Annotated in this window: 20 protein-coding genes and 1 tRNA gene; 6 read left to right on the top strand and 15 right to left on the bottom strand. The window is 66.1% G+C overall.

Annotation, left to right across the window (positions count from 1 at the left end; genetic code table 11):
• Positions 1–38: 38 nt before the first annotated feature.
• On the bottom strand, positions 39–968 hold the full coding sequence (locus LQV16_RS13810; RefSeq protein WP_229994479.1) for a Nif3-like dinuclear metal center hexameric protein: 930 nt from the start codon (positions 966–968) through the stop codon (positions 39–41).
• A gap of 99 nt (positions 969–1067) precedes the next feature.
• Between LQV16_RS13810 and msrA the strand changes: the two genes are divergently transcribed.
• From msrA to epsC, 3 genes are all read left to right on the top strand, one after another.
• Complete coding sequence (gene msrA, locus LQV16_RS13805; protein ID WP_229994478.1) at positions 1068–1592, top strand: peptide-methionine (S)-S-oxide reductase MsrA; 525 nt, start codon at positions 1068–1070, stop codon at positions 1590–1592.
• Positions 1593–1657: 65 nt separating this feature from the next.
• Complete coding sequence (cysK, locus tag LQV16_RS13800) at positions 1658–2593, top strand: cysteine synthase A (RefSeq protein ID WP_229994477.1); 936 nt, start codon at positions 1658–1660, stop codon at positions 2591–2593.
• Positions 2594–2632: 39 nt separating this feature from the next.
• Entirely contained in the window at positions 2633–3217 is a 585-nt protein-coding gene (gene epsC / locus LQV16_RS13795) for a serine O-acetyltransferase EpsC (protein WP_229994476.1), read from the top strand.
• A 24-nt stretch (positions 3218–3241) separates the two neighbouring features.
• Here epsC and LQV16_RS13790 read toward each other — a convergent pair whose 3' ends face one another.
• Entirely contained in the window at positions 3242–4075 is an 834-nt protein-coding gene (locus LQV16_RS13790; RefSeq protein ID WP_229994475.1) for an oxidoreductase, read from the bottom strand.
• A gap of 106 nt (positions 4076–4181) precedes the next feature.
• A complete protein-coding gene (gene gndA, locus LQV16_RS13785) occupies positions 4182–5618 on the bottom strand; it encodes an NADP-dependent phosphogluconate dehydrogenase (protein ID WP_018773415.1) in 1437 nt (478 codons plus the stop codon).
• A gap of 278 nt (positions 5619–5896) precedes the next feature.
• Here gndA and LQV16_RS13780 point away from each other — a divergent pair, with 278 nt between their 5' ends.
• Positions 5897–6625 (top strand): FCD domain-containing protein, encoded by a 729-nt coding sequence (locus LQV16_RS13780; RefSeq protein WP_229994474.1) that lies wholly within the window; start codon positions 5897–5899, stop codon positions 6623–6625.
• Between the two features lie 59 nt (positions 6626–6684).
• On the opposite strand, the gene LQV16_RS13775 is transcribed toward LQV16_RS13780, so the two are convergent.
• From LQV16_RS13775 to LQV16_RS13765, 3 genes are read right to left on the bottom strand one after another with little or no spacing between them, the layout of a single operon-like run.
• Positions 6685–7749, bottom strand: a complete 1065-nt coding sequence (locus tag LQV16_RS13775) for an L-idonate 5-dehydrogenase (protein WP_229994473.1) — start codon at positions 7747–7749, stop codon at positions 6685–6687.
• A complete protein-coding gene (locus LQV16_RS13770) occupies positions 7749–8519 on the bottom strand; it encodes an SDR family oxidoreductase (protein ID WP_229994472.1) in 771 nt (256 codons plus the stop codon). Before LQV16_RS13770 ends, LQV16_RS13775 begins: the two co-directional genes overlap by 1 nt.
• Before the next feature lie 13 nt (positions 8520–8532).
• Entirely contained in the window at positions 8533–9456 is a 924-nt protein-coding gene (locus LQV16_RS13765) for an NAD(P)-dependent oxidoreductase (RefSeq protein ID WP_229994497.1), read from the bottom strand.
• Positions 9457–9568: 112 nt separating this feature from the next.
• Here LQV16_RS13765 and LQV16_RS13760 point away from each other — a divergent pair, with 112 nt between their 5' ends.
• Entirely contained in the window at positions 9569–10633 is a 1065-nt protein-coding gene (locus LQV16_RS13760) for a D-2-hydroxyacid dehydrogenase (RefSeq protein WP_356815770.1), read from the top strand.
• 312 nt (positions 10634–10945) lie between these two features.
• On the opposite strand, the gene LQV16_RS13755 is transcribed toward LQV16_RS13760, so the two are convergent.
• The 5 genes from LQV16_RS13755 to LQV16_RS13735 all read right to left on the bottom strand — a co-directional run bounded on the left by LQV16_RS13755 (position 10946) and on the right by LQV16_RS13735 (position 16342).
• A complete protein-coding gene (locus LQV16_RS13755; RefSeq protein WP_229994470.1) occupies positions 10946–12295 on the bottom strand; it encodes an MFS transporter in 1350 nt (449 codons plus the stop codon).
• A 164-nt stretch (positions 12296–12459) separates the two neighbouring features.
• Positions 12460–13257: an IclR family transcriptional regulator gene (locus LQV16_RS13750; protein WP_229994469.1), complete on the bottom strand. Its 798-nt coding sequence runs from the start codon at positions 13255–13257 to the stop codon at positions 12460–12462.
• A gap of 167 nt (positions 13258–13424) precedes the next feature.
• Positions 13425–14255, bottom strand: coding sequence for a fumarylacetoacetate hydrolase family protein (locus tag LQV16_RS13745; RefSeq protein WP_229994468.1), 831 nt, complete (start codon positions 14253–14255; stop codon positions 13425–13427).
• A 248-nt stretch (positions 14256–14503) separates the two neighbouring features.
• Complete coding sequence (locus LQV16_RS13740) at positions 14504–14782, bottom strand: hypothetical protein (RefSeq protein ID WP_229994467.1); 279 nt, start codon at positions 14780–14782, stop codon at positions 14504–14506.
• A 93-nt stretch (positions 14783–14875) separates the two neighbouring features.
• Positions 14876–16342: a glycosyltransferase gene (locus LQV16_RS13735; protein WP_229994466.1), complete on the bottom strand. Its 1467-nt coding sequence runs from the start codon at positions 16340–16342 to the stop codon at positions 14876–14878.
• Here LQV16_RS13735 and LQV16_RS13730 point away from each other — a divergent pair.
• The gene (locus LQV16_RS13730) at positions 16341–16526 is read left to right on the top strand and encodes a hypothetical protein (protein ID WP_229994465.1); all 186 of its coding nucleotides are present in this window, start codon (positions 16341–16343) and stop codon (positions 16524–16526) included. The two genes, LQV16_RS13735 and LQV16_RS13730, sit on opposite strands and share 2 nt — an antisense overlap.
• Before the next feature lie 68 nt (positions 16527–16594).
• Here the strand turns inward: LQV16_RS13730 and LQV16_RS13725 are convergent.
• From LQV16_RS13725 to LQV16_RS13710, 4 genes are all read right to left on the bottom strand, one after another.
• A tRNA-Val gene (locus tag LQV16_RS13725) sits at positions 16595–16670 on the bottom strand.
• A gap of 103 nt (positions 16671–16773) precedes the next feature.
• Positions 16774–17706, bottom strand: coding sequence for an NAD-dependent protein deacetylase (locus LQV16_RS13720; RefSeq protein ID WP_229994463.1), 933 nt, complete (start codon positions 17704–17706; stop codon positions 16774–16776).
• A gap of 4 nt (positions 17707–17710) precedes the next feature.
• Entirely contained in the window at positions 17711–18226 is a 516-nt protein-coding gene (locus LQV16_RS13715; RefSeq protein WP_229994462.1) for a peroxiredoxin, read from the bottom strand.
• Positions 18223–18642 (bottom strand): DUF3052 domain-containing protein, encoded by a 420-nt coding sequence (locus tag LQV16_RS13710; protein ID WP_018773429.1) that lies wholly within the window; start codon positions 18640–18642, stop codon positions 18223–18225. Before LQV16_RS13710 ends, LQV16_RS13715 begins: the two co-directional genes overlap by 4 nt.
• Positions 18643–19192 lie beyond the last annotated feature (550 nt).

Below are 19192 nucleotides of genomic sequence, written 5' to 3'. Positions count from 1 at the left end.
CGGCCGAAGCCGGGCACCGTATCGGCGCTCCCTAGACTCTAGTCCCCGCCCGGAGTCAGAATGAAGTCCCACGGGTCGCTGTTGGTGGTACTGACCCGGATCTCGACGTCGTGGCCCTGGTCGGCGAGCACATTGCCCAGCGCTTCGGCGGCCGCAGGCAGCCAGAGCCATTCGCTGGCGAAGTGGGAGACGTCGATCAGGTACGGCCGGTCGTTGACCGCCGCCTCCCGGGCTTCCGAGGCCGGGTGGTGCCTCAGGTCCGCCGTCACGTAGACGTCCGCGTTGCTCGCCCGCACCTCGCCGAAGAGGGAATCCCCGGCGCCACCGCAGACAGCCACCCGCCGGATCAGCCCGTCCCGGTCACCCGATACCCGGACGCCGCCGGCCACAGAGGGCAGGATGCCGAACACGCGGGCGGCGAAATCACCCAGCGTCAGGACCTCTTCGAGGTCGCCGACGCGGCCGATGCCTTCCTCGGGGAGACCGTTCGCCGCGGGAGTCAGCGGGGCCACGTTCTGCAGGCCCAGCGCGTCAGCAAGGACGTCGGAGACGCCCCCGACGGCGGAGTCACCGTTGGTGTGCACGGTCATCAGCGCGGTCCTGGACTCGATGAGGCGGTGCACGGCTTTGCCCTTGGCCGTGTTCGCCGCGACGGACGTCACGCCTTTGAGCAGCAGCGGATGGTGCGTGATCAGCAGCTCGGCACCGAAGTCGATGGCTTCCTCGATCACATCGGTCGTCGGATCGACCGCGAACATGACCCTGTGCACCTCGGCGTTCGGGTGGCCCGCCACGAGGCCCACCTCGTCCCAGTCCTCGGCCAGCGATTCAGGCCAGAGCTCCTCCACCGCCAGCTGGATCATGCCCAGCGTCGCGGCGCCCGAGGCCTCCCCTGTGCCGGCATCGCCGTCGACGGCGGCAGCAGCGCGGTCGGATTCCGCTGAAACATCGGTGTTCACAGGTTCCATACCCCCATTTTTACCCTATCCGCGGGCGGCACTGTCACTCGTAACACTCTCGTAAGGTGGGTGGGGAATCATCGGGGCCCTCGAACCATTGAAGAGATCATGAGAACTTTTGTCCTCGGCGGAGGCTGCTTTTGGTGCCTCGACGCCGTCTACCAGAAAACCAAGGGCGTCAGCTCGGTCGTCTCGGGCTACACCGGAGGCCATGAACACAACCCCGACTACTACTCTGTGTGCTCCGGGACCACAGGCCATGCCGAGGTGGTGGCGGTGACGTTCGACGAGGACGTCATTCCCGCGGAGGTCATCCTGGACATGTTCTTCGTCCTCCACGACCCCACCACACTGAACCGGCAGGGCTACGACGTCGGGACCCAGTACCGGTCCTCGATGTTCTACGAGACCACCGAGGAAAAGATCCTGTTCGAGGAGGCGATCGAACGGAACCAGGCCCTGTGGCGGCACCCGATCGTCACCGAGGTCAGCCGGCTGCCGAAGTTCCATGTGGCCGAGGAAATCCACCAGGACTTCTTCGCCAAGTACCCCGAGGAGGGCTACTGCCAGGTCATCATCAACCCGAAGCTGGCCAAGGCGAGGAAATATTACTCTGCATGGCTTAATGCTTAGCTAGGGCCTGCAGGCGCTCGTTAGGCTGACCTCAGTCAACCCTCTTCAAAGACAGGCATACATACATGGCACCGATCTATGACGATGTAACCCAGCTGGTGGGCGGAACTCCGCTGGTCCGGCTGAACCGGCTGACCGAAGGTCTTGACGCCACCGTGGCCGTCAAGCTGGAGTTCTACAACCCGGCCAACAGCGTCAAGGACCGGATCGGCGTCGCCATCATTGATGCTGCCGAGAAGTCCGGTGCCCTCAGGCCCGGCGGCACCATTGTCGAAGGCACGTCCGGCAACACCGGAATCGCCCTGGCCATGGTGGGCGCGGCCCGCGGCTACAGGGTCATCCTGACCATGCCGGAAACCATGTCCACCGAGCGCCGGGTCATGCTGCGCGCGTACGGTGCCGAAATTGTCCTGACCCCCGGCTCCGAGGGCATGCGCGGAGCCGTGGAGAAGGCCCAGGAGATCGTGGCCAACACGGAGAACTCCATCTGGGCCCAGCAGTTCGCCAACGAGGCCAACCCGGAGGTCCACCGCCGCACCACGGCCGAGGAAATCTGGACGGACACCGACGGCAAGGTGGACATCTTCGTCGCCGGCGTCGGCACCGGCGGCACCGTCACCGGCGTCGGGCAGGTCCTGAAGGAACGCAAGCCGGACGTCCAGATCGTCGCCGTTGAGCCGAAGGACTCCGCCATCCTCAACGGCGGCGCCCCGGGCCCGCACAAGATCCAGGGCCTCGGCGCGAACTTCGTCCCGGAAATCCTGGACACCAACGTCTACGACGAGGTCATCGACGCCACGCTGGAAGATTCCGTCCGCGTCGCCCGCGATCTCGGCATCAAGGAAGGCATCCTGGGCGGCATCTCCTCCGGCGCCATCGTCTGGGCGGCCCTGGAGCTAGCCAAGCGCCCGGAGAACGCCGGTAAACTCATTGTTGCTGTGGTTTGCGACTTTGGTGAGCGCTACATCTCCACCGTGCTGTACGACGACATCCGCGGCTAAGTACCTGCCGCTGTCCCACAATTCCCCAGAAAGGTCTTTGTGAGCTTCTTCGCAAGACTGAAGGAAGACCTCGACGCCGCCCGGTCCCACGACCCGGCGGCTCGAGGTTCTTTTGAGAACTTCTTCGCCTATTCCGGCCTGCACGCGATCTGGTTCCACCGCCTGACGCACCGGCTGTGGCAAAACCCGGCCCTGCGGTTCCCGGCGCGGCTCATCTCCCAGCTCGCCCGGTTCCTCACGGGCATCGAGATCCACCCCGGCGCGACCATCGGCCGGCGCTTCTTCATCGACCACGGCATGGGCGTGGTCATCGGCGAGACCGCCGAGATCGGCGAGGACGTCATGATCTACCACGGCGTGACCCTCGGCGGCCGCTCGCTGGCCAAGATCAAACGCCACCCCACCATCGAGGACCGCGTGGTGATCGGCGCCGGGGCCAAGATCCTGGGCCCCATTACTATCGGCCGGGACAGCGCCGTCGGCGCCAACGCCGTGGTGGTCAAGGATGCCCCGGCGGAATCAATCGTCACCGGCGTGCCGGCTACGTGGCGTCACCGCGATGCGCAGCGCGAGACCAAGCCCGCCGTCGACCCGGCCGAATACCTGATCGATTACCACATCTAGACCCAATACCGGATCTGGGCGGTCCTACCCGGGGAACCGCTTGTAGATGTTCCACAGGACGGCGTCGAACACACGGTCCGGCAGCAGGTGGCGCAGCATCAGGATCCCCCGGGCGCTGGCACCCACCGGGTACCGGGTCTTGGGGCGCCGTGCCGTCGCCGCGTGCAGGATCGCCTCGGCCGCGAGCTCCGGCCGCGCCGACGTTGCAGCGTTGTCCGTGGTGGCCATGGCAGCCGCCACCACCTTGGCCTGGGCCCCGTACGGGCCACTCCCGGAGCTGGCCAGCAGCCCCTGCGCCGCAATGGCGCCCCACTCGGACTGCGTCCCGGCGGGCTCGATGATGGCCACATCAATCCCGTGCGGCTTAAGCTCGAGCCGCAGCGAATCACTCAGGCCTTCCACCGCAAACTTCGTCGCGTGGTACCAGGCGCCCAGCGGCTCGTACATTTTGCCGCCGATCGATGAGATGTTGATGATCCGGCCCGCCCGCGCGGCCCGCATGGCGGGGATCACGAGCTGCGTCATGCGCGCCAGCCCGAAGACGTTCACGTCGAACTGCCGTCGCCCCTCGGCCAGCTCCACCTCCTCGAGCGAACCGTACGTCCCGTAGCCGGCGTTGTTGACCAGGACGTCGATCCGGCCGTGCGCGGCCAGCACTTCCCCGACGGCGGCGCCCATCGAGTCCTCATCCGTCACGTCCAGGGCCATCACCTTGACGCCGGAGGCTTTCAACGGCTCCATCTTCTCCACCCGGCGGGCACCGGCATAGACGGTGAAGCCGGCCGCGGCGAGCTTCTTCGCGGTGGCAAAGCCGATCCCGGTGGACGCACCGGTGACAAGCGCTACGGGCTGGGGCATGTGCAGAACTCCTTGGGCGCTGAACTCCTTGGGTAGGAGCGGCCGGATACACGGACGGCCGGCGCCTCCCAGAGTATCTGGAAGGTGCCGGCCGTCCGTGGTGCGGCTAGTGGGTGTCGACTGCCTCGATCTCGGACTTGTCCTCGCCCCAAAGGGTGTGGAACGTGCCCTCGGCATCGACGCGGCCGTAGGTGTGCGCACCGAAGAGGTCGCGCTGGCCCTGGATGACGGCGGCCGGCAGGCGCTTGCGGCGCAGGCCGTCGTAGTAGGCCAGCGAGGAGGAGAACACCGGCACCGGGATGCCGAGCTGCACGGCGGTGGACACTACCCGGCGCCAGGCCGGGAGGACCTCGGCGATCGCCTTGGTGAACGCCGGGGCGAAGAGCAGGTTGGCCGGCTTCTCCGCCGCGGCGTAGGCCTTGGTGATCTCCTTGAGCAGCTCGGCGCGGATGATGCAGCCGCCGCGCCACAGCGAGGCGATTTCATCCAGCTTCAGGTCCCAGCCGTATTCCTTGGCCGCGGAGGTGAGCATGTCCAGCCCCTGGGCGTAGGAAACCAGCTTCGAGGCGTAGAGCGCCTGGCGGACGTCTTCGACAAAGCTCTCGGGGACCTCGACGGCGGCCTCGCCGCCGGCGAGCAGTTCCTGGGCCAGCACGCGCTGCTCCGCCTGCGAGGACAGGGCCCGGGCAAAGACCGACTCTGCGATGCCCGAGGTCGGGGAGCCGAGCTCGAGCGCGGAGATGACCGTCCAGCGGCCGGTGCCCTTCTGGCCGGCAGCATCCACCACGACGTCGACGAACGGCTTGCCGGTCTTCGCATCGACGTGGCCGAGGACCTCGGCGGAGATTTCGATCAGGAAGGAGGCGAGGTCGCCCTTGTTCCACTCTTCGAAGATCTTGGCCTGCTCGGCCGGTTCGATCCCGGCGCCGGAGCGCAGGAGGTCGAAGGCCTCGCCGATGACCTGCATGTCGGCGTATTCGATGCCGTTGTGGACCATCTTGACGAAGTGGCCGGCGCCGTCGGTGCCGATCCAGGCGCAGCAGGGCTGGCCGTCGACGTGGGCGGCGATCTTTTCCAGCAGCGGGCCAAGCGCGTCGTAGGACTCCTTGGAACCGCCCGGCATGATCGAGGGGCCGTTGAGGGCACCCTCCTCGCCACCGGAGACGCCGATGCCGACGAAGTGCAGGTCCTTCTTGGCGAGCGCGGCCTCGCGGCGGCGGGTGTCCTCGTAGTGCGAGTTGCCGGCGTCGATGATGATGTCGCCCGCCTCCAGGAGCGGCTCAAGCTGCTCGATCACGGAATCGACCGGCTTGCCGGCCTTGACCATGATCAGCACGCGGCGCGGCTTTTCCAGCGAATCAACGAGTTCCTGGAGGGTTTCCGTGCGGACGAAGTCGCCCTCATCGCCGTACTTGGCGAGCAGGGTGTCTGTCTTTTCCACCGACCGGTTGTGCAGGGCAACGGTGAAGCCGTTCCGGGCCAGGTTGCGTGCGAGGTTGGCCCCCATCACCGCGAGGCCGGTAACACCGATGTGTGCTGACATCAAAACTCCAATTCATTTCTGTGCACCATGATTTCTGTAGACCATGGATGCACGGCGGTTCATCTAAGACGTTCATCTAGGACTCGGGCAGGTGCGCCGCAGAGGGCGGAACCCGCTCTTGAGAATTTGTGGCTGTCCATAAACCATATGTATTTCCGCGGGCTGCGGGAAAGCAGCGCCCACGTAGCGGAATACTGTGCGTCATAAACAGTCTATGATCACCGGCGCCCGCCCCGCCGGTCGGCCTGGACCAGGCCCGCCGCATTATGCTTACGACTATGTCAACCAGTCTCCATCATCGTGCCATTGAGCACCTCGGAACCCGGATCGTGGCCGGCGAGCTGCCGCCCGGGCACGTCATGCTTGCCGAGCACCTTGAGGACGAACTCAAGGTCTCCCGTTCGGTGGTCCGGGAGGCGGTCCGCGTTCTCCAGTCCCTGGGCCTGGTTGAGACCATCAAGCGCGTCGGCATCCGGGTGCTGCCCTCCAGCCGCTGGAACCCGTTCGATCCGCTCGTGATCCGCTGGCGCCTGGCCGGCGAGGGCCGTGGCGCCCAGCTGCGTTCCCTGGCCGAGCTCCGCACCGCCGTCGAGCCGGTGGCCGCCGAGCTGGCAGCGGCCAACGCCCCCGAGGAGCTCCGCCAGGAGCTCGTGGAGATCTCGCACGCCATGCGCGACGCCGGCCAGGCCGGGGACGTTCCCCGGTTCCTCGAACTGGACATCCTGTTCCATTCGCTGTTGCTGACCGGCTCCGGCAACGAGATGTTCGCCAACATGGTGGGCCAGGTGACCGAAACCCTGACCGGCCGCACCATCCACGGCCTGATGCCGGACCACCCGCGGGAGACGGCGCTGCAGTGGCACGTAGAGGTCGCCGAAGCCATCGCCGCCGGGGATGCCGCCGCCGCGCGCGAGGCCTCGAACCGGATCATGCGGGAGACCATCTCGGAGATGGAGCCGAGCTGGAAGAACCAGCCGCGGGTGTTTGTCCCGGTCGAGCGGCACTAGCGCGCCACTGGCGGACCGGGCCTCGACGACGGCGCCGCGCCTCACGCCGGCCGGGCGCCTCACGCCGGGGCCGGCCGGAAGTCCAGCAGGACCTTCCCGGAAACAGCCGCGTTCCTGGCGACGTCGAACGCTTCCAGTCCGCGGTCCAGCGTAAAGGCGTGGGTGACCACGGGATCCACCAGCAGGGATCCGTCGGCCAGCGCACCGAGAACCTCATCGATTTCGTCGTTGAAGCGGAACGAGCCCACCAGCTCCAGCTCGCGCGTGATGGCCAGGGAGATCAGCACGGGCTGCGGGCCGGAGGGCAGGAGCCCCACCATGACCACCCTGCCGCCGCGGACCGCGCCCTTGATCGCCGAGGCCAGCCCCTGGTGGCTGCCTGAGGACTCGATGACGATGTCCGCCTCCACCGCCGCGATCGCCGCGGCGGCGTCCCCCTTGAGGACGGCGTCCGCTCCCACGGCACGGGCAATTTCCAGCGGCCGCTCATGCATGTCCACGGCCACGATCCGCCGAGCACCGGCGCGCTTGAGGACGGCCACCGCCAGGGCGCCGATGGGGCCGCTGCCGATCACCAGCGCCGTCTTTCCCGCCACATCCCCGGCGCGCGACACGGCGTGCCAGGCTACGCTGGCCGGCTCAGCCAGTGCGGCAGTCCTCAGCTCGAGGCCGGCCGGCAAGGGCCGGAGCATCCGTGCCGGCAGGTTCACATACCGGCTGAACGCGCCGTCCGTGTGCGGAAAGCGTGCTGCGCTGCCCAGGTAGGTGCAGCCCGGCGAAAGATTGGGGCGGTCCCCGGGGTACCGGGCGCCGCCCGGGCCCGGTGTGGCGGGATGCACCGCCACGGCCGTGCCCGCCGCGGGCCCGGTCCCGTCCGAGGCGGCGCGGATGACGGTTCCCACGATCTCGTGGCCCAGGACCAGAGGTGCCTTGAGGATGGACTCCCCCGCGGCGCCGTGCAGCCAGTAGTGCAGGTCGGATCCGCAGATGCCGCCGAAGGCCACTTCGATGACGGCTTCATCGGACGCAGGCGCGGGCACGGGAATGTCCTCGATCCGCAGATCGCCGGCCGCGTGGGCCACCACTGCGGCGGCCGTGGCCGGAAGTCCTGCCACGCCGCGCATCAGACCACCACCGTCATTCCGCCGTCGATGAAGATCGTCTGGCCATTGACGAAATTTGAGCCGTCGGAGGCCAGCCACACCGCGGGGCCGGCCAGGTCCTGCACGGTCCCCCACCGGTGCGCGGGGGTCCGGCCCAGGATCCAGGAGTTGAACGCCTCGTCATCGACGAGGTTCTGCGTCATCTCGGTGTGGATGTAGCCCGGCGCGATGCCGTTGATCTGCAGGCCCGAGGCCGCCCATTCCGCGGTCATGGCGCGGGTCAGGTTCCGCAGGCCGCCCTTGGCCGCAATGTAGGGGGCGATGGTCGGGCGTGCCAGGTCGGTCTGGACCGAGCAGATGTTGATGATCTTGCCCCGGCCGCGGGGAATCATGTGCCGGGCCGCTTCCCGCCCCACCAGGAAGGCACTGGTCAGGTCCGTGGAGATCACCCGCTCCCAGTCCGCGACGTCGAGCTCCAGCATCGGCACGCGGTGCTGGATGCCGGCGTTGTTCACCAGGATCTCCAGCGGCCCCACGTTTTCCTCGACCCAGGCGACGCCCCGGGCGGCCTCGGAGTCGCTGGTGACGTCGAAGGCGCAGCTGTGCACACGGCCCGGCGGGTAGTCCGCGGCCATCGCGGCCTCGGCGGCCTTGAGCCGCTCGGGGTTGATGCCGTTGAGCACCACGGTGGCGCCGGCGTCGGCCAGGGCCCGGGCCAGGGCGTTGCCGATCCCCCGGCTGGAACCGGTGACCAGTGCGGTCCGGCCTGTCAGGTCAAAAAGTCCATTCATGGTTCGCTGATCCTCAATTGGTCTTTGCTGCTGGGTTTTCACGTGTGTCGTCACTGAGATTGGAGATGGTTTGCCGCACGACGGCGAGGTCCCGGTCCCCGAGCCCCTGGCGCTTGAGCTCCGCGTAGAGCTCGACGCCGGCGGCCGCCATCGGTACTGCGGCACCGGCCGTGGCGGCGCTGTCGAGCACGAAGGACAGGTCCTTGTGCATGAACTTGGCCGGTCCGGTGGGCTCGTAGTCCTTCGCGGCGAGCCGCGGCCCCACGATGTCCAGGACCCGGCTGCCGGCCAGTCCGCCCGCGAGCACCTCGTAGAGCGCGGATACGTCCATGCCGGAGCGTTCGGCGAGCTCCGCGGCCTCGGCGAGCGCCGCCGTCGTGGTTCCTACGATCAGCTGGTTGCAGGCCTTGGCGAGCGACCCCGAGCCCACTGGACCCAGCCGGCGCACGGTGCTGCCCATCGCGCTGAAGAGCGGCAGGAGCCGCCGGAAGTCGGCTTCGCTGGCGCCGGCCATGATGGCGAGTGTTCCGTCCACCGCACCTCTCGTGCCGCCGCTGACAGGCGCATCGACGACGACGGCGTTGCCTCCGCTCGCCTCAGCGACCCGTTTCCCGAAGTCCTGCACCCCAGACGGCGAGACGCTGCTCATCACCACCACGGCGGTTCCGGGGGCGGGCGGCTTCGCGGCCCAGCCGGCCAGGAGCGCGGCGCTGGCAGCCTCAATGTCGGACAGATCCGGGAGCATGAAGACAATCACCGGCTGGTCGCGGAGCGCCTCGACTGCTGCCACGCGGGATCCGCCGAGGGCCTCGAAGGCGTCCAGGGCCGCCGGCGAACGGTTCCAGGCACTGACGGCCCACCCTGCCGCGAGGAGGTTGGCGGCCATGGGCGCCCCCATCAGTCCCAGGCCGACAAACCCGGCTTCTTTGCGGTCCATCTCCATGTTGCCTCACTCCATCGTGGTAAATCTGTCGTGGTGAATCTGTCGTGGTGAATCTCTGCCGTAGTCAATATTGGAAATCTGTTCAGCATTCTAGCCTCCATTCAGTATGATGAACACTATGACGACCAAAACCACCGTCGCGATCGCCGTCCCGCTCGAAGCAGAGCATGTGGAACGCATCCGCGCCGTAGATCCTTCCGTGACCGTCCTCTACGACCCCGAGCTGTTGCCGCCGGAACGCTTTCCCGCAGACCATTCGGGAGATCCGGACTTCCGCCGGACGCCGGAGCAGGAAGAGCGCTACTGGGACATGCTCAACAAGGCCCAGGTCCTGTACGGGCTCCCCAACGAGAGCCCCGCGGGCCTTGCCCGGATCGCCGGCAGCAATCCCCGCCTTGAGTGGATCCACGCCATGGCGGCCGGCGCCGGCGGTGCCGTGAAGGCATCGGGGCTGGACGCCGCAACGCTGCAAAAGTTCAAGGTCACCACCTCGGCCGGGGTGCACGCCCTGCCGCTCGCCGAGTTTGCCGCCCTCGGCATCCTCAACGGCTTCAAGCGCAGCGCGGAACTGGCACAGGACCAGGCCGCCAAGCTCTGGCCCGAGCTCCGCACCCCCACCCGCCTGGTCAACGGCTCCCGCCTGGTGGTCACCGGACTCGGCGAGATCGGGCTCGAGACCGCACGAATCGCCCGCGCCCTGGGCATGAGCGTCAGCGGCACCAAGCGGACCGTGGAGTCCATCGACGGGATCGAGGTGGTCACGGACAACGACGGCCTCGCCGGCCTGCTCGGCACCGCGGACGCCGTCGTCAACACCCTTCCCGGCACGCCCAACACCGAGAAGCTCTTCGGCCGCGACGTCTTCGCTGCCATGAAGCCCGGAACGGTCTTCGTGAACGTGGGCCGCGGCACCGTGGTGGATGAAGAGGCGCTCCTGGAGGCGCTCGGGAACGGCCAGGTCTCCTACGCCTGCCTGGACGTGTTTGCCGTGGAGCCGCTCCCGCAGGACAGCCCGCTGTGGACCCACCCCAGGGTGATGGTGTCCCCGCACACCTCGGCCCTCAGCGCAGCCGAAAACCGGCTGATCGCCGAACGCTTCTGCAGCAACCTGCGGACCTACCTCGACGGCGGCGAACTCCCCCACGTCGTGGACACGGTGCACTTCTACTGAGTCGGCTCTATCCCCATCCTGCGGCCCCCGCCGCAGCGCACGCCAGGCGGTCCCTCCGGAAACGGAGGGGCCGCCCTCTGCGTTGATGCAGGGCATGCGCGTCCTGCCTGGCGACTCGCATTCCCGCCTGGCGAGGCGGGTTCCGCTCAGCGACGCGCATAGTGCCCGGCGACGCGGGTATTCGGAAGCGCTGGGTATTTTGCGCGTCGCCAGGCGTTTCCCGTGTCGCACAAGCGGCCGTGGCCCCTTCCTGAGTGGAAGGAGCCACAGCCTGCGGTCCCGCGCACGGCGGGTTGATAGGGGCGGGTGCGCCTAGCGCGCATCTTCCGTGAGGAGCAGGTCGCGTCCCACCGTCTCGGGCGTGAAGAAGGTGGTGACAAACGAGATCAGGGCAAGGACCAGCGAGTAGATGGCGAGCACCAGCCAGGAGTGATCCGTCACAGCCAGGAGCGCGGCACCCACCAGCGGAACGAGTCCGCCGGCCATGACTGCAGAGAGTTCACGGCTCATGGCCACCCCGGTGAAGCGGTAGCGCGACCCGAAGAGTTCGGGCAGGAGCGGGCACTGCGGGCCCAGCATGGACTGAACGCCGAGGGCGATGCCAACCACCATGACTATCCAGACAAGCGTGACATTGCCCAGCGTCACCAGGTAGAAGGCCGGCAGGGCGATGACGGCCTGGAACAGCGCACCGTAGCGGTAGACGGGCACGCGGCCGAACCTGTCGGACAGCGCACCGAACGTGATCACCATAACGGCGGCGAAGCCGGCGGCAATGAGCAGGCCGACCGGTCCGATGAACTTGTCGCCGGGGAAGACTCCGTCCTTGGCGGCCAGGAAGGCAATCAGCAGGGCGGAATAGATCGAGGAGTTCCCGTTTTCGCCCATCCGCAGGCCAATACCGATCAGCGTGTTCTTCTTGGAGTGCTTCCACAGCTGGCCGATGGGGTTCTTGGCGACATTCTTGTGCTTCTCCAGCTCCTGGAAGACGGGCGTTTCCTTCAGCCGGAGCCGAATGAAGAGAGCCACCAAAATCAGGAACACACTGGCCAGGAAAGGCACCCGCCACAGCCAGCCCTCCAGCGTGGCCTTGTCCGCCATGGCAATCAGGGCAAACGTGCCGGCGCCAAGCAAGGTGCCCAGCTGGATGCCGACGAACGGAAGCGCGGCGAAGAAGCCACGACGGCGACGCGGTGCGACTTCTGAGATCAGCGTGGTGGCGCCGGCCTGTTCCGCTCCGGCGCCCAATCCCTGCAGGATGCGCAGCGTCACCAGCAGAACGGCGCCAAGCATGCCCGCCTGTTCATAGGTCGGCAACAGGCCGATGGCAAAGCTGGCGGACCCCATCAGGGTGATGGTGAGGATGAGGACCATTTTGCGGCCGAACCGGTCCCCGATGTAGCCGAAGACCATTCCGCCGAAGGGCCGGGCCGCGAAGCCTACGCCGTATGTGGCGAAGGATGCGATCAGCGCCCCGTCTTCGCCGAGCGGCTTGAAGAACAGCGGGCCGAAGATCAGGGCCGAAGCCAGGCCGTAGATGTAGAAGTCGTAGTACTCCAGCGCGGAGCCCACGGAGCTGGCAAGCGTAGCCCGTCGCAGCTGTTCCGGATCGACGACGGCGCCGTCCGCTTCAGCGAGCGGTGTATTAGTACTAGTTGTCACAAGCACTCCCTCAAGAACACTCCAGACCCCCGTTGGTCTGGTGGGATGTGAGCAACCCCCGAAGAGTCGATCACCATACTGAACAGCGTACAGCATGGTGATCGACTAGCCAATGAATAATCAGACTTATTCTTGGCAACCCGGGACGAGCCGACGGAACGGGGCTAGCCCATGGGATTGCCCAGGGACCGGGCGAGGTCCTGGAGTTCCTTGACCATCATGGCGCCCTGCTCCTGCGAGTAGGTCGCCTTCAGCGCGGTGACCGAGAGGCCAAGGCTGGGACCGTGCGCGCCGCGCGTCGGGACAGCCACGGCCAGGCACACGACGCCCGTGGTGGATTCCTCGTCCTCGAACGCGTACCCCTGCACCCGGATGACATCGAGCTGCGCCTTGAGCTCGGCTCCGGTGCGCAGCGACTTCGGCGTCAGGACCGGCAGTTCGGCGTCGTCCGGGAACATCTCGTCGACGTCATGGTCATGCAGCCGCGCTATCAGGGCTTTGCCCACGGCGCAGAGGGAGACCGGCATCTTGTCGCCAATGTTGGACGTCAGGCGTACCGCGGGGTGCCCTTCATAGCGGGCAAGATAAATGACATTTGTTCCGTCCAGCATCGCGATCCGGACAGTTTCACCCGACAGCGTCGGAGCCTGTTCACAGAACCGGTAGAACTCCTGGACCTCGTCGAGGCGGCTGAGGTACGCCGCACCCAGCTCAACCAATTTGCGGCCGAGGGTGAACTCCGCGCCCTGGCGGTTGATCAGCCTGGCCTCCTCGAGCGCGAGCAGGAGGTTGGAGGTTGAGGACTTTGGTATTCCCAGCTCCCTGGCCAGATCACTGAGCGTGAGGCGTCCGGTCGCGGACGCGGCCAGGGCCTCCAACACGGCGGCGGCGCGCGTGACAGCCGGTGCCGGTGACGCGCTCCCCAATCCGTCGGAGATTCGGGAAACTCGGGAATCGGCCATGATTCTCCTCCAGGTATCGCGCGCAAGTTGCCGCGCCACTCAAACAAATGCCGTCCAGTCAGCTGAACACTAACCATCATAATGTCTGGCGCCGTGAACCGGGACCTGGCTGGCCTCGTTTACCGCCGTTCGCCTGGCAGCACCGCCCGTCGTGGACCGCCGGCTCGTCAGGCGGCGGACACCACGGGATTGGTCAGCTGGCCGATGCCTGCAATATGGCACGTGACCGTGTCGCCGGGAACGATTGGCGCGGACCCGGCGGGGAATCCCGTCAGCACCAGGTCGCCCGGGTGAAGCGTCATGAAGGAGGTCAGATAGGCGAGGATTTCCTCTACCCGCCAGCCGAGATCGGCGGAACTGGCCGGCTTGAGCTCCACGCCGTTGTGCTTGATTCCGATTGCCAGGTGGTCCTCCGTGAGCTTCGTGACGATCCACGGCCCTGCAGGCGTGAACGTGTCCTGGCTCTTGGCGCTGATCCACAGCTCGTCGCATTCCTGCAGGTCCCTGGCGGAGACGTCGTTTCCGATGGTGTATCCCAGGACTGCGCTCTTGGCGTTGCCGGGCGTCAATCCGCGGGCTTTGCGCCCGATGACGATTGTCAGTTCGGCCTCAGGCTCGACGCGGCCCACCCCCGGCCGGAGTTCAATTGCATCGCCCGGACCGACCACGCTGGTCGCCGCCTTGTGGAAGGCCTGCGGCGGAAGGTCGCGGCCTGCGCGGCCGGTATTGTGCGCCATGCCCAGGACGTTGGCCGGAACGCTTGGCGCGAGGAATGTAAACGATGCCTCATCCACCGTCGCGCCGATTTCCCAGCCGCAGCGCGGCCGGCTGCCGGCATTGGCCACAGAGCCAGGGAACGGGGAGGTGGCTACCGTCCACACCTTACCGGCCGCACTGGCAAAGTCCGGTGCGTCGTTGGTGACGAAGAAGTGTTCGTCGTCGGCAGCACGGGACAGGGGGCGGACTCTGGCGATTCGGCGGGCACTCGTGGCGGTCATGAAAACATCCTAGGCGGCAGGGTCCCGGGGCCTGCGAATAGGCCATCGAATGGCGTAATTCTGCCGCGGTGAAACGCCGTCGGTGTTTCACATTTCCAAACGTTCACGGTATATTCATTACAAGCCTTCCACCGCGGCATCCCCCAATAGTCGCGGTGGAAGGCTTTTCCAATGCCCGGGTTGAGCCGGTGTCCGGGACCACCATCAGAAGCCGGCGGGACCGGCCGATCGTTGCCCGCCCCGCCATCTTACGCGGCGTCCGCGACCGCTTCCCGGAGCCGCCAGCCGCCGCCGAGGCCGTCCCGGATCAGTTCCATGGTGGTCAGGGCCGATCCGCGGTTGCGGCCAAGCCTTGCCTGGACCTGCCAGACCTCGACGTCAACGCGGCTCAGGCCCTTGGGCATCCGGCGCTCGGCCTCCCACCAGCTGACCCGTTCGAACCAGCGGACCGGCTCGACCCCGATCAACCATTCCCTGCCCCCGCGGACTACCGCCAGGGGCCGCCCGTCCGGGTCTGTCTTCACCATTACGTGCTCCATGCCCGTCACATTAGGGTTAAGCCCTGACATTTTAGGGCCCGGACATTTTCGGAGCGCGGGCCGGCGTCGGACTCTCAGTACTTAGTCGGCGGCGTGCAAGGACACTACACGCGGCTCGCACCAACGGATGAAGACATCTGCCGGCTGTATCTTCTTGCCCCGCAGCGCGATGCCCGCAATCGTAAGGCCTTCTGGCAGGGGCAGGCTGTGGCGCACCACCCCGCGGGATTCGCGCGACCAGGCCAGCCGGTACAATCCGTAATCGGGGCTCGATCGCAGCCCAAGTTTGAGTCCCAGTTCCTCAACGTCCACGCCTTCTGCAGCACTCAGCTCGTACGAGATGACGGCAAAAGCCCCGTTGAGCTGCTGCGCTGACTCGAACTCAAACTCGAACTCAAGCAGCCCCTGGGTAATCTCCGGGTCCAGGGGAAACACCAGCGCGGTCTCTTGGGACAGGCGCAGGAGTTCCGCGCCGGGGAAGGACAGCTCATGCGCCGCGGGCTCACCGCGGATGATGTCTTGGTAGAGGGTTGGCCACCTATCTGCGGAGATCCCTTCCGCCCGCAGAGCCGGAAGTTTGTCCAGCCGCGCCAAGGATGCGACGGCGCGTTCATAAGGGGTGGTGCTGAGCGTTGAGTCCTGATCGCCGTGACGCACTTGGAAGAACATGTGCTCCCGGGAATCAAGGATGGTCGGCATCACCCGGTCCACACCGTGATGCGGACCGGGTGTGTTGATTTCGAGCCGGCCCCGGATCGGGTCGAATGCAGCGACGAAGGCCATGCCCTGCGCCGACTTCGGGTGGTAGTACTCCCGAAGGTTCACCAGTTCGCTGTCGGCCTTGTAGGCTGTCAGGCCGAGGCCGAAGGACACGGCCATGCCGACATTGCTTAAGGCCCGGTAGCTTGCAAGCCGTGTCAGGTAGTTGGTGGCGAGCACGTCGTCGTCGTCTAGGCGGAACCACGCGACCGGCTGCACGCCGGCGTCGGCGTCGAACTTGCTGGCGAGGTCCTGCTCAATCAGGGGCTTCACTTCTTCGATGCCAGTTCCCCGGACGACGTCGTTCCATTCCACCGGGACCAGGAACGGGTAGTGGGCCGCGGCCGCGAGCAGCACCTCCTGATGGCGCTGCGGCAGAAGGCTGGAATACAGAACGAAGTGTTTGTAGTCGTAATCTTCAGCCATGGCGGCCAGCGCCGGCACGGAACGGGTGAAGAACATTTCCTCCCGCAACTCAAGCCGTCGTTCCGAAAAGAGATACCCCATGTACTCTTCGGGAGTCTTGAAGACACCGCTGCTGGACGTTTTCCACGACTGCGATCCGGGTGAGAAGAGGCTGTAGCGAGTGACTCCGTAAAACATGATCCTCCGCAAAATTGTCTCAACGTCCCGTTCAACTGTATCGCCGGCCTGCCCGCGAACCGCATAGCGCAGGCATGCGGTGTCAATAATGACGGAGATTTCCCGAATTAAGCGGGGCAAGTGATAAGTTCGGTCCCGTGCCGGGGCGCACAGGGCGCCTTGGAAGAACCAAAGGGAATCCAACATGGCTGAATCGAACGCTCAGAAACTGGAGAAGGCGAAAGCTATTGTGCTGGATTCGATCGTGAAGGTTGGCGTTTCAACCAACCAGTCGCAGGCCGTGCAACGGCTCGCCAACGCATATGCCCTGCTTGAAGGGAACGTAGCGCCCATCAGCGGCCCCAACGAATCGGCGCCGAAAAGCGCCTGAGCCGGTCTACCGGAAGCACAAAACCCCGTTTTTGCGGACCATTTGGTCCGAAATGACGGGGTTTTCTGTGGTGGGTCCTACCGGGATCGAACCGATGACATCCACGGTGTAAACGTGGCGCTCTACCAGCTGAGCTAAAGACCCAAACCGCGGAATCCGCGCCTCAGCGCTTCAACCAACGAACAGCTACTGTACCGGATGTCACCGGCCAAGCGCCAATCGCCAAGCCAATCCGCCCGGCCCTCCGCTACAGTGGCGGCAGCTCGGCGGCGAGCCAGGTCAAGGCCCCGCTGACGCCTGCCTCCAGCTTGATGGTGGAGAGGCCGTCCCCGCGGGTCGGTCCCCTGTTGATGATGACCACGGCTTTTCCCTGTTTCGCGGCGTGGCGGACAAATCGCAGGCCGCTCATCACGGTGAGCGACGAACCTGCCACCAGGAGCGCCCGGGCCGCGTCCACCATGGCGTAAGAGCGCTCAACGCGGTCCTTGGGCACGTTTTCGCCGAAGTACACAAAGTCCGGTTTCAAGGTTCCCCCGCAGGCGGGACAGCGGGCGACGACGAACGATTCGATGAGTCCGGAGTCCTCGACTGCGGCATCGGCGTCGGGAGCCATTTCCACCACCCCGGCGGCCTGGGCCCGTTCCAGGAACCCGGGGTTGAGTTCCTCAAGGACACTGGCCAGCATCCGGCGGCTGAAGCGCCGGTGGCAGTCCAGGCACACAACCTGGTCGAACCGGCCGTGCAGGTCCACCACGTTGACGCTGCCGGCGTCCTCGTGGAGCCGGTCCACGTTCTGGGTAATGAGTCCGGTGAGCAGTCCCCGCTGCTCCAGCCGGGCCACCGCGGCGTGGCCGTCGTTGGGATCCGCCCGGCGCAGGTGCGACCAGCCGATGTGGTTGCGGGCCCAGTAGCGTTGCCGGTTTCCGGGTGCGCCGATGAACTCCTGGTAGGTCATGGGGGTCCGCGGCGCGGCGCCCGGGCCGCGGTAGTCCGGGATGCCCGAATCCGTACTCAGGCCAGCGCCGGTCAGCACGGCGAACGGTAGCCCGGACAGGAGGCCGTGGATGTCCTGCAGGATCCCGAGTTCGCTGCGCCGGAGCTCAGCGGCGGTCCCGGCGGCCGTGACCGGCGGGAGGCTGGCAAACCCGGTCATCCCGATTCCTGGCCGCCGCTGCCTCACCGGATCAGTTCCCGCCGAGTCCCGCGAGGGCAGTCCGGTATTCGGCAAGGTCCCGGGCCTGGCCGCGGGGATTCACCACGACGTAGCGGACAATTCCCGCCGCGTCGATGATGAAGGTGCCGCGCAGCGCCATGCCGCTCTCAGGGTCGAACACCCCATACGCCGAGGCCACGGCGCCGTGCGGCCAAAAGTCGGCGAGCAGGTCGAAGCCGTAGCCTTCCTTTTCGGCGTAGGCCCGCTGGGCGAACTTGCTGTCAACCGAGACTGCCAGCACGGCGGCATCGGCATCTTCGAACAGGGCCAGATTGTCCCGGATTTCGCACAGTTCCCCGGTGCAGATGCCGGAGAAAGCGAAGGGATAAAAGACAATGACGACATTGCGCCCGCGGAAGTCCGAGAGGGTTACCGGCTCGCCGAACTGATTGGCGAGCTCGAAATCCGGGGCAAAATCGCCGACAGCGGGAACGGGCGCGACGGCGGCGGCCGGCCCGGAGGCTTCCTGCTGGACCGCTTGGGTCACTTGTTCTTCCGCGTGACCAGCCGGGTGGCGCTCCAGTCCTTCGAGACGCCGGCGGAGGTGGTGTAGTGGAGCCCTGCGGTGGGCGCGGCGTCCTGGATGTCCGCCGGCGACACGTAGCCGTCCCGGCCGGACTTGGGAGTCAGGACCCACACAACGCCGCCCTCGGTGAGAGTGGTCAGCGAATCGACCAGGGTGTCAACAAGGTCTCCGTCACCTGCCCGCCACCAAAGAATGGCGGCATCGACCACCTCGTGATCGTCCTCGTCGAGAAGCTCAGAGCCCGTGAGATCTTCGATATCGTCTCGCAAGTCGAAGTCGACATCGTCGTCATAACCGAATTCCTGAATCAGGTCCCCGTCTTTGAAACCCAGTTTCTCCGCCACATTTACCGAAGTGGCGGCGTCGGCCTCGCTCACGTGTTGCTCCTATGCTTTGTGAATTGCTTCATGTTTTCAATGGCACTAGTGATTTCCATTACTCCAAGCCAACACCCTTTGAGCTCTCGCTTCAAGCTGTTGGCCCCGCGATCCGCCATATTCTGCGTCACACGAGACGATCCGAAGGCTGCCGGGCAGTGCTTCGTCACACAACCAGTATGCCCGTGAAATACGGCGGCGGGTCCATGGGGCGGCTACGCATCCGCCAGCGCGCACGGCTAGAGTGGCTGATGACGACTACGCCTGCGCGGGCAACCGCCCTGCTAATTACAGGCAGGCGTACCGTGATTGGACCTTGCCCGGCGCATACGACCGGGCTGTTGTAACCGATATGTCGCACACGTCGCGTTCACGCCAGGCAGTCACCCTGCCCGGAGCTGAGGGTGCCGATAGATGCGCTCAAAGAGAGGTTGGACGTGGCTGCAGGAGAAGATACCTCCCATATCCTCAGCGGGTTGACAAACCAGCTGCCTGATCGTGATCCGGAAGAGACCGCCGAATGGCTGGAGTCCCTGGATACCCTGATTCA

This window comes from Arthrobacter sp. Bi26 (assembly GCF_918697925.1).
GTDB lineage: Bacteria > Actinomycetota > Actinomycetes > Actinomycetales > Micrococcaceae > Arthrobacter.
Note: the sequence above shows the minus strand (reverse complement) of the source record. Positions and strands in the feature narration are given on the sequence as shown.

Coding starts and splice junctions, on each gene's coding strand:
- LQV16_RS13810 (WP_229994479.1), bottom strand. CDS start 968: ATGGAACCTGTGAACACCGATGTTTCAGCGGAATCCGACCGCGCTGCT.
- msrA (WP_229994478.1), top strand. CDS start 1,068: ATGAGAACTTTTGTCCTCGGCGGAGGCTGCTTTTGGTGCCTCGACGCC.
- cysK (WP_229994477.1), top strand. CDS start 1,658: ATGGCACCGATCTATGACGATGTAACCCAGCTGGTGGGCGGAACTCCG.
- LQV16_RS13790 (WP_229994475.1), bottom strand. CDS start 4,075: ATGCCCCAGCCCGTAGCGCTTGTCACCGGTGCGTCCACCGGGATCGGC.
- gndA (WP_018773415.1), bottom strand. CDS start 5,618: ATGTCAGCACACATCGGTGTTACCGGCCTCGCGGTGATGGGGGCCAAC.
- LQV16_RS13780 (WP_229994474.1), top strand. CDS start 5,897: ATGTCAACCAGTCTCCATCATCGTGCCATTGAGCACCTCGGAACCCGG.
- LQV16_RS13775 (WP_229994473.1), bottom strand. CDS start 7,749: ATGCGCGGCGTGGCAGGACTTCCGGCCACGGCCGCCGCAGTGGTGGCC.
- LQV16_RS13770 (WP_229994472.1), bottom strand. CDS start 8,519: ATGAATGGACTTTTTGACCTGACAGGCCGGACCGCACTGGTCACCGGT.
- LQV16_RS13765 (WP_229994497.1), bottom strand. CDS start 9,456: ATGGACCGCAAAGAAGCCGGGTTTGTCGGCCTGGGACTGATGGGGGCG.
- LQV16_RS13760 (WP_356815770.1), top strand. CDS start 9,569: ATGATGAACACTATGACGACCAAAACCACCGTCGCGATCGCCGTCCCG.
- LQV16_RS13750 (WP_229994469.1), bottom strand. CDS start 13,257: ATGGCCGATTCCCGAGTTTCCCGAATCTCCGACGGATTGGGGAGCGCG.
- LQV16_RS13745 (WP_229994468.1), bottom strand. CDS start 14,255: ATGACCGCCACGAGTGCCCGCCGAATCGCCAGAGTCCGCCCCCTGTCC.
- LQV16_RS13740 (WP_229994467.1), bottom strand. CDS start 14,782: ATGGTGAAGACAGACCCGGACGGGCGGCCCCTGGCGGTAGTCCGCGGG.
- LQV16_RS13730 (WP_229994465.1), top strand. CDS start 16,341: ATGGCTGAATCGAACGCTCAGAAACTGGAGAAGGCGAAAGCTATTGTG.
- LQV16_RS13735 (WP_229994466.1), bottom strand. CDS start 16,342: ATGTTGGATTCCCTTTGGTTCTTCCAAGGCGCCCTGTGCGCCCCGGCA.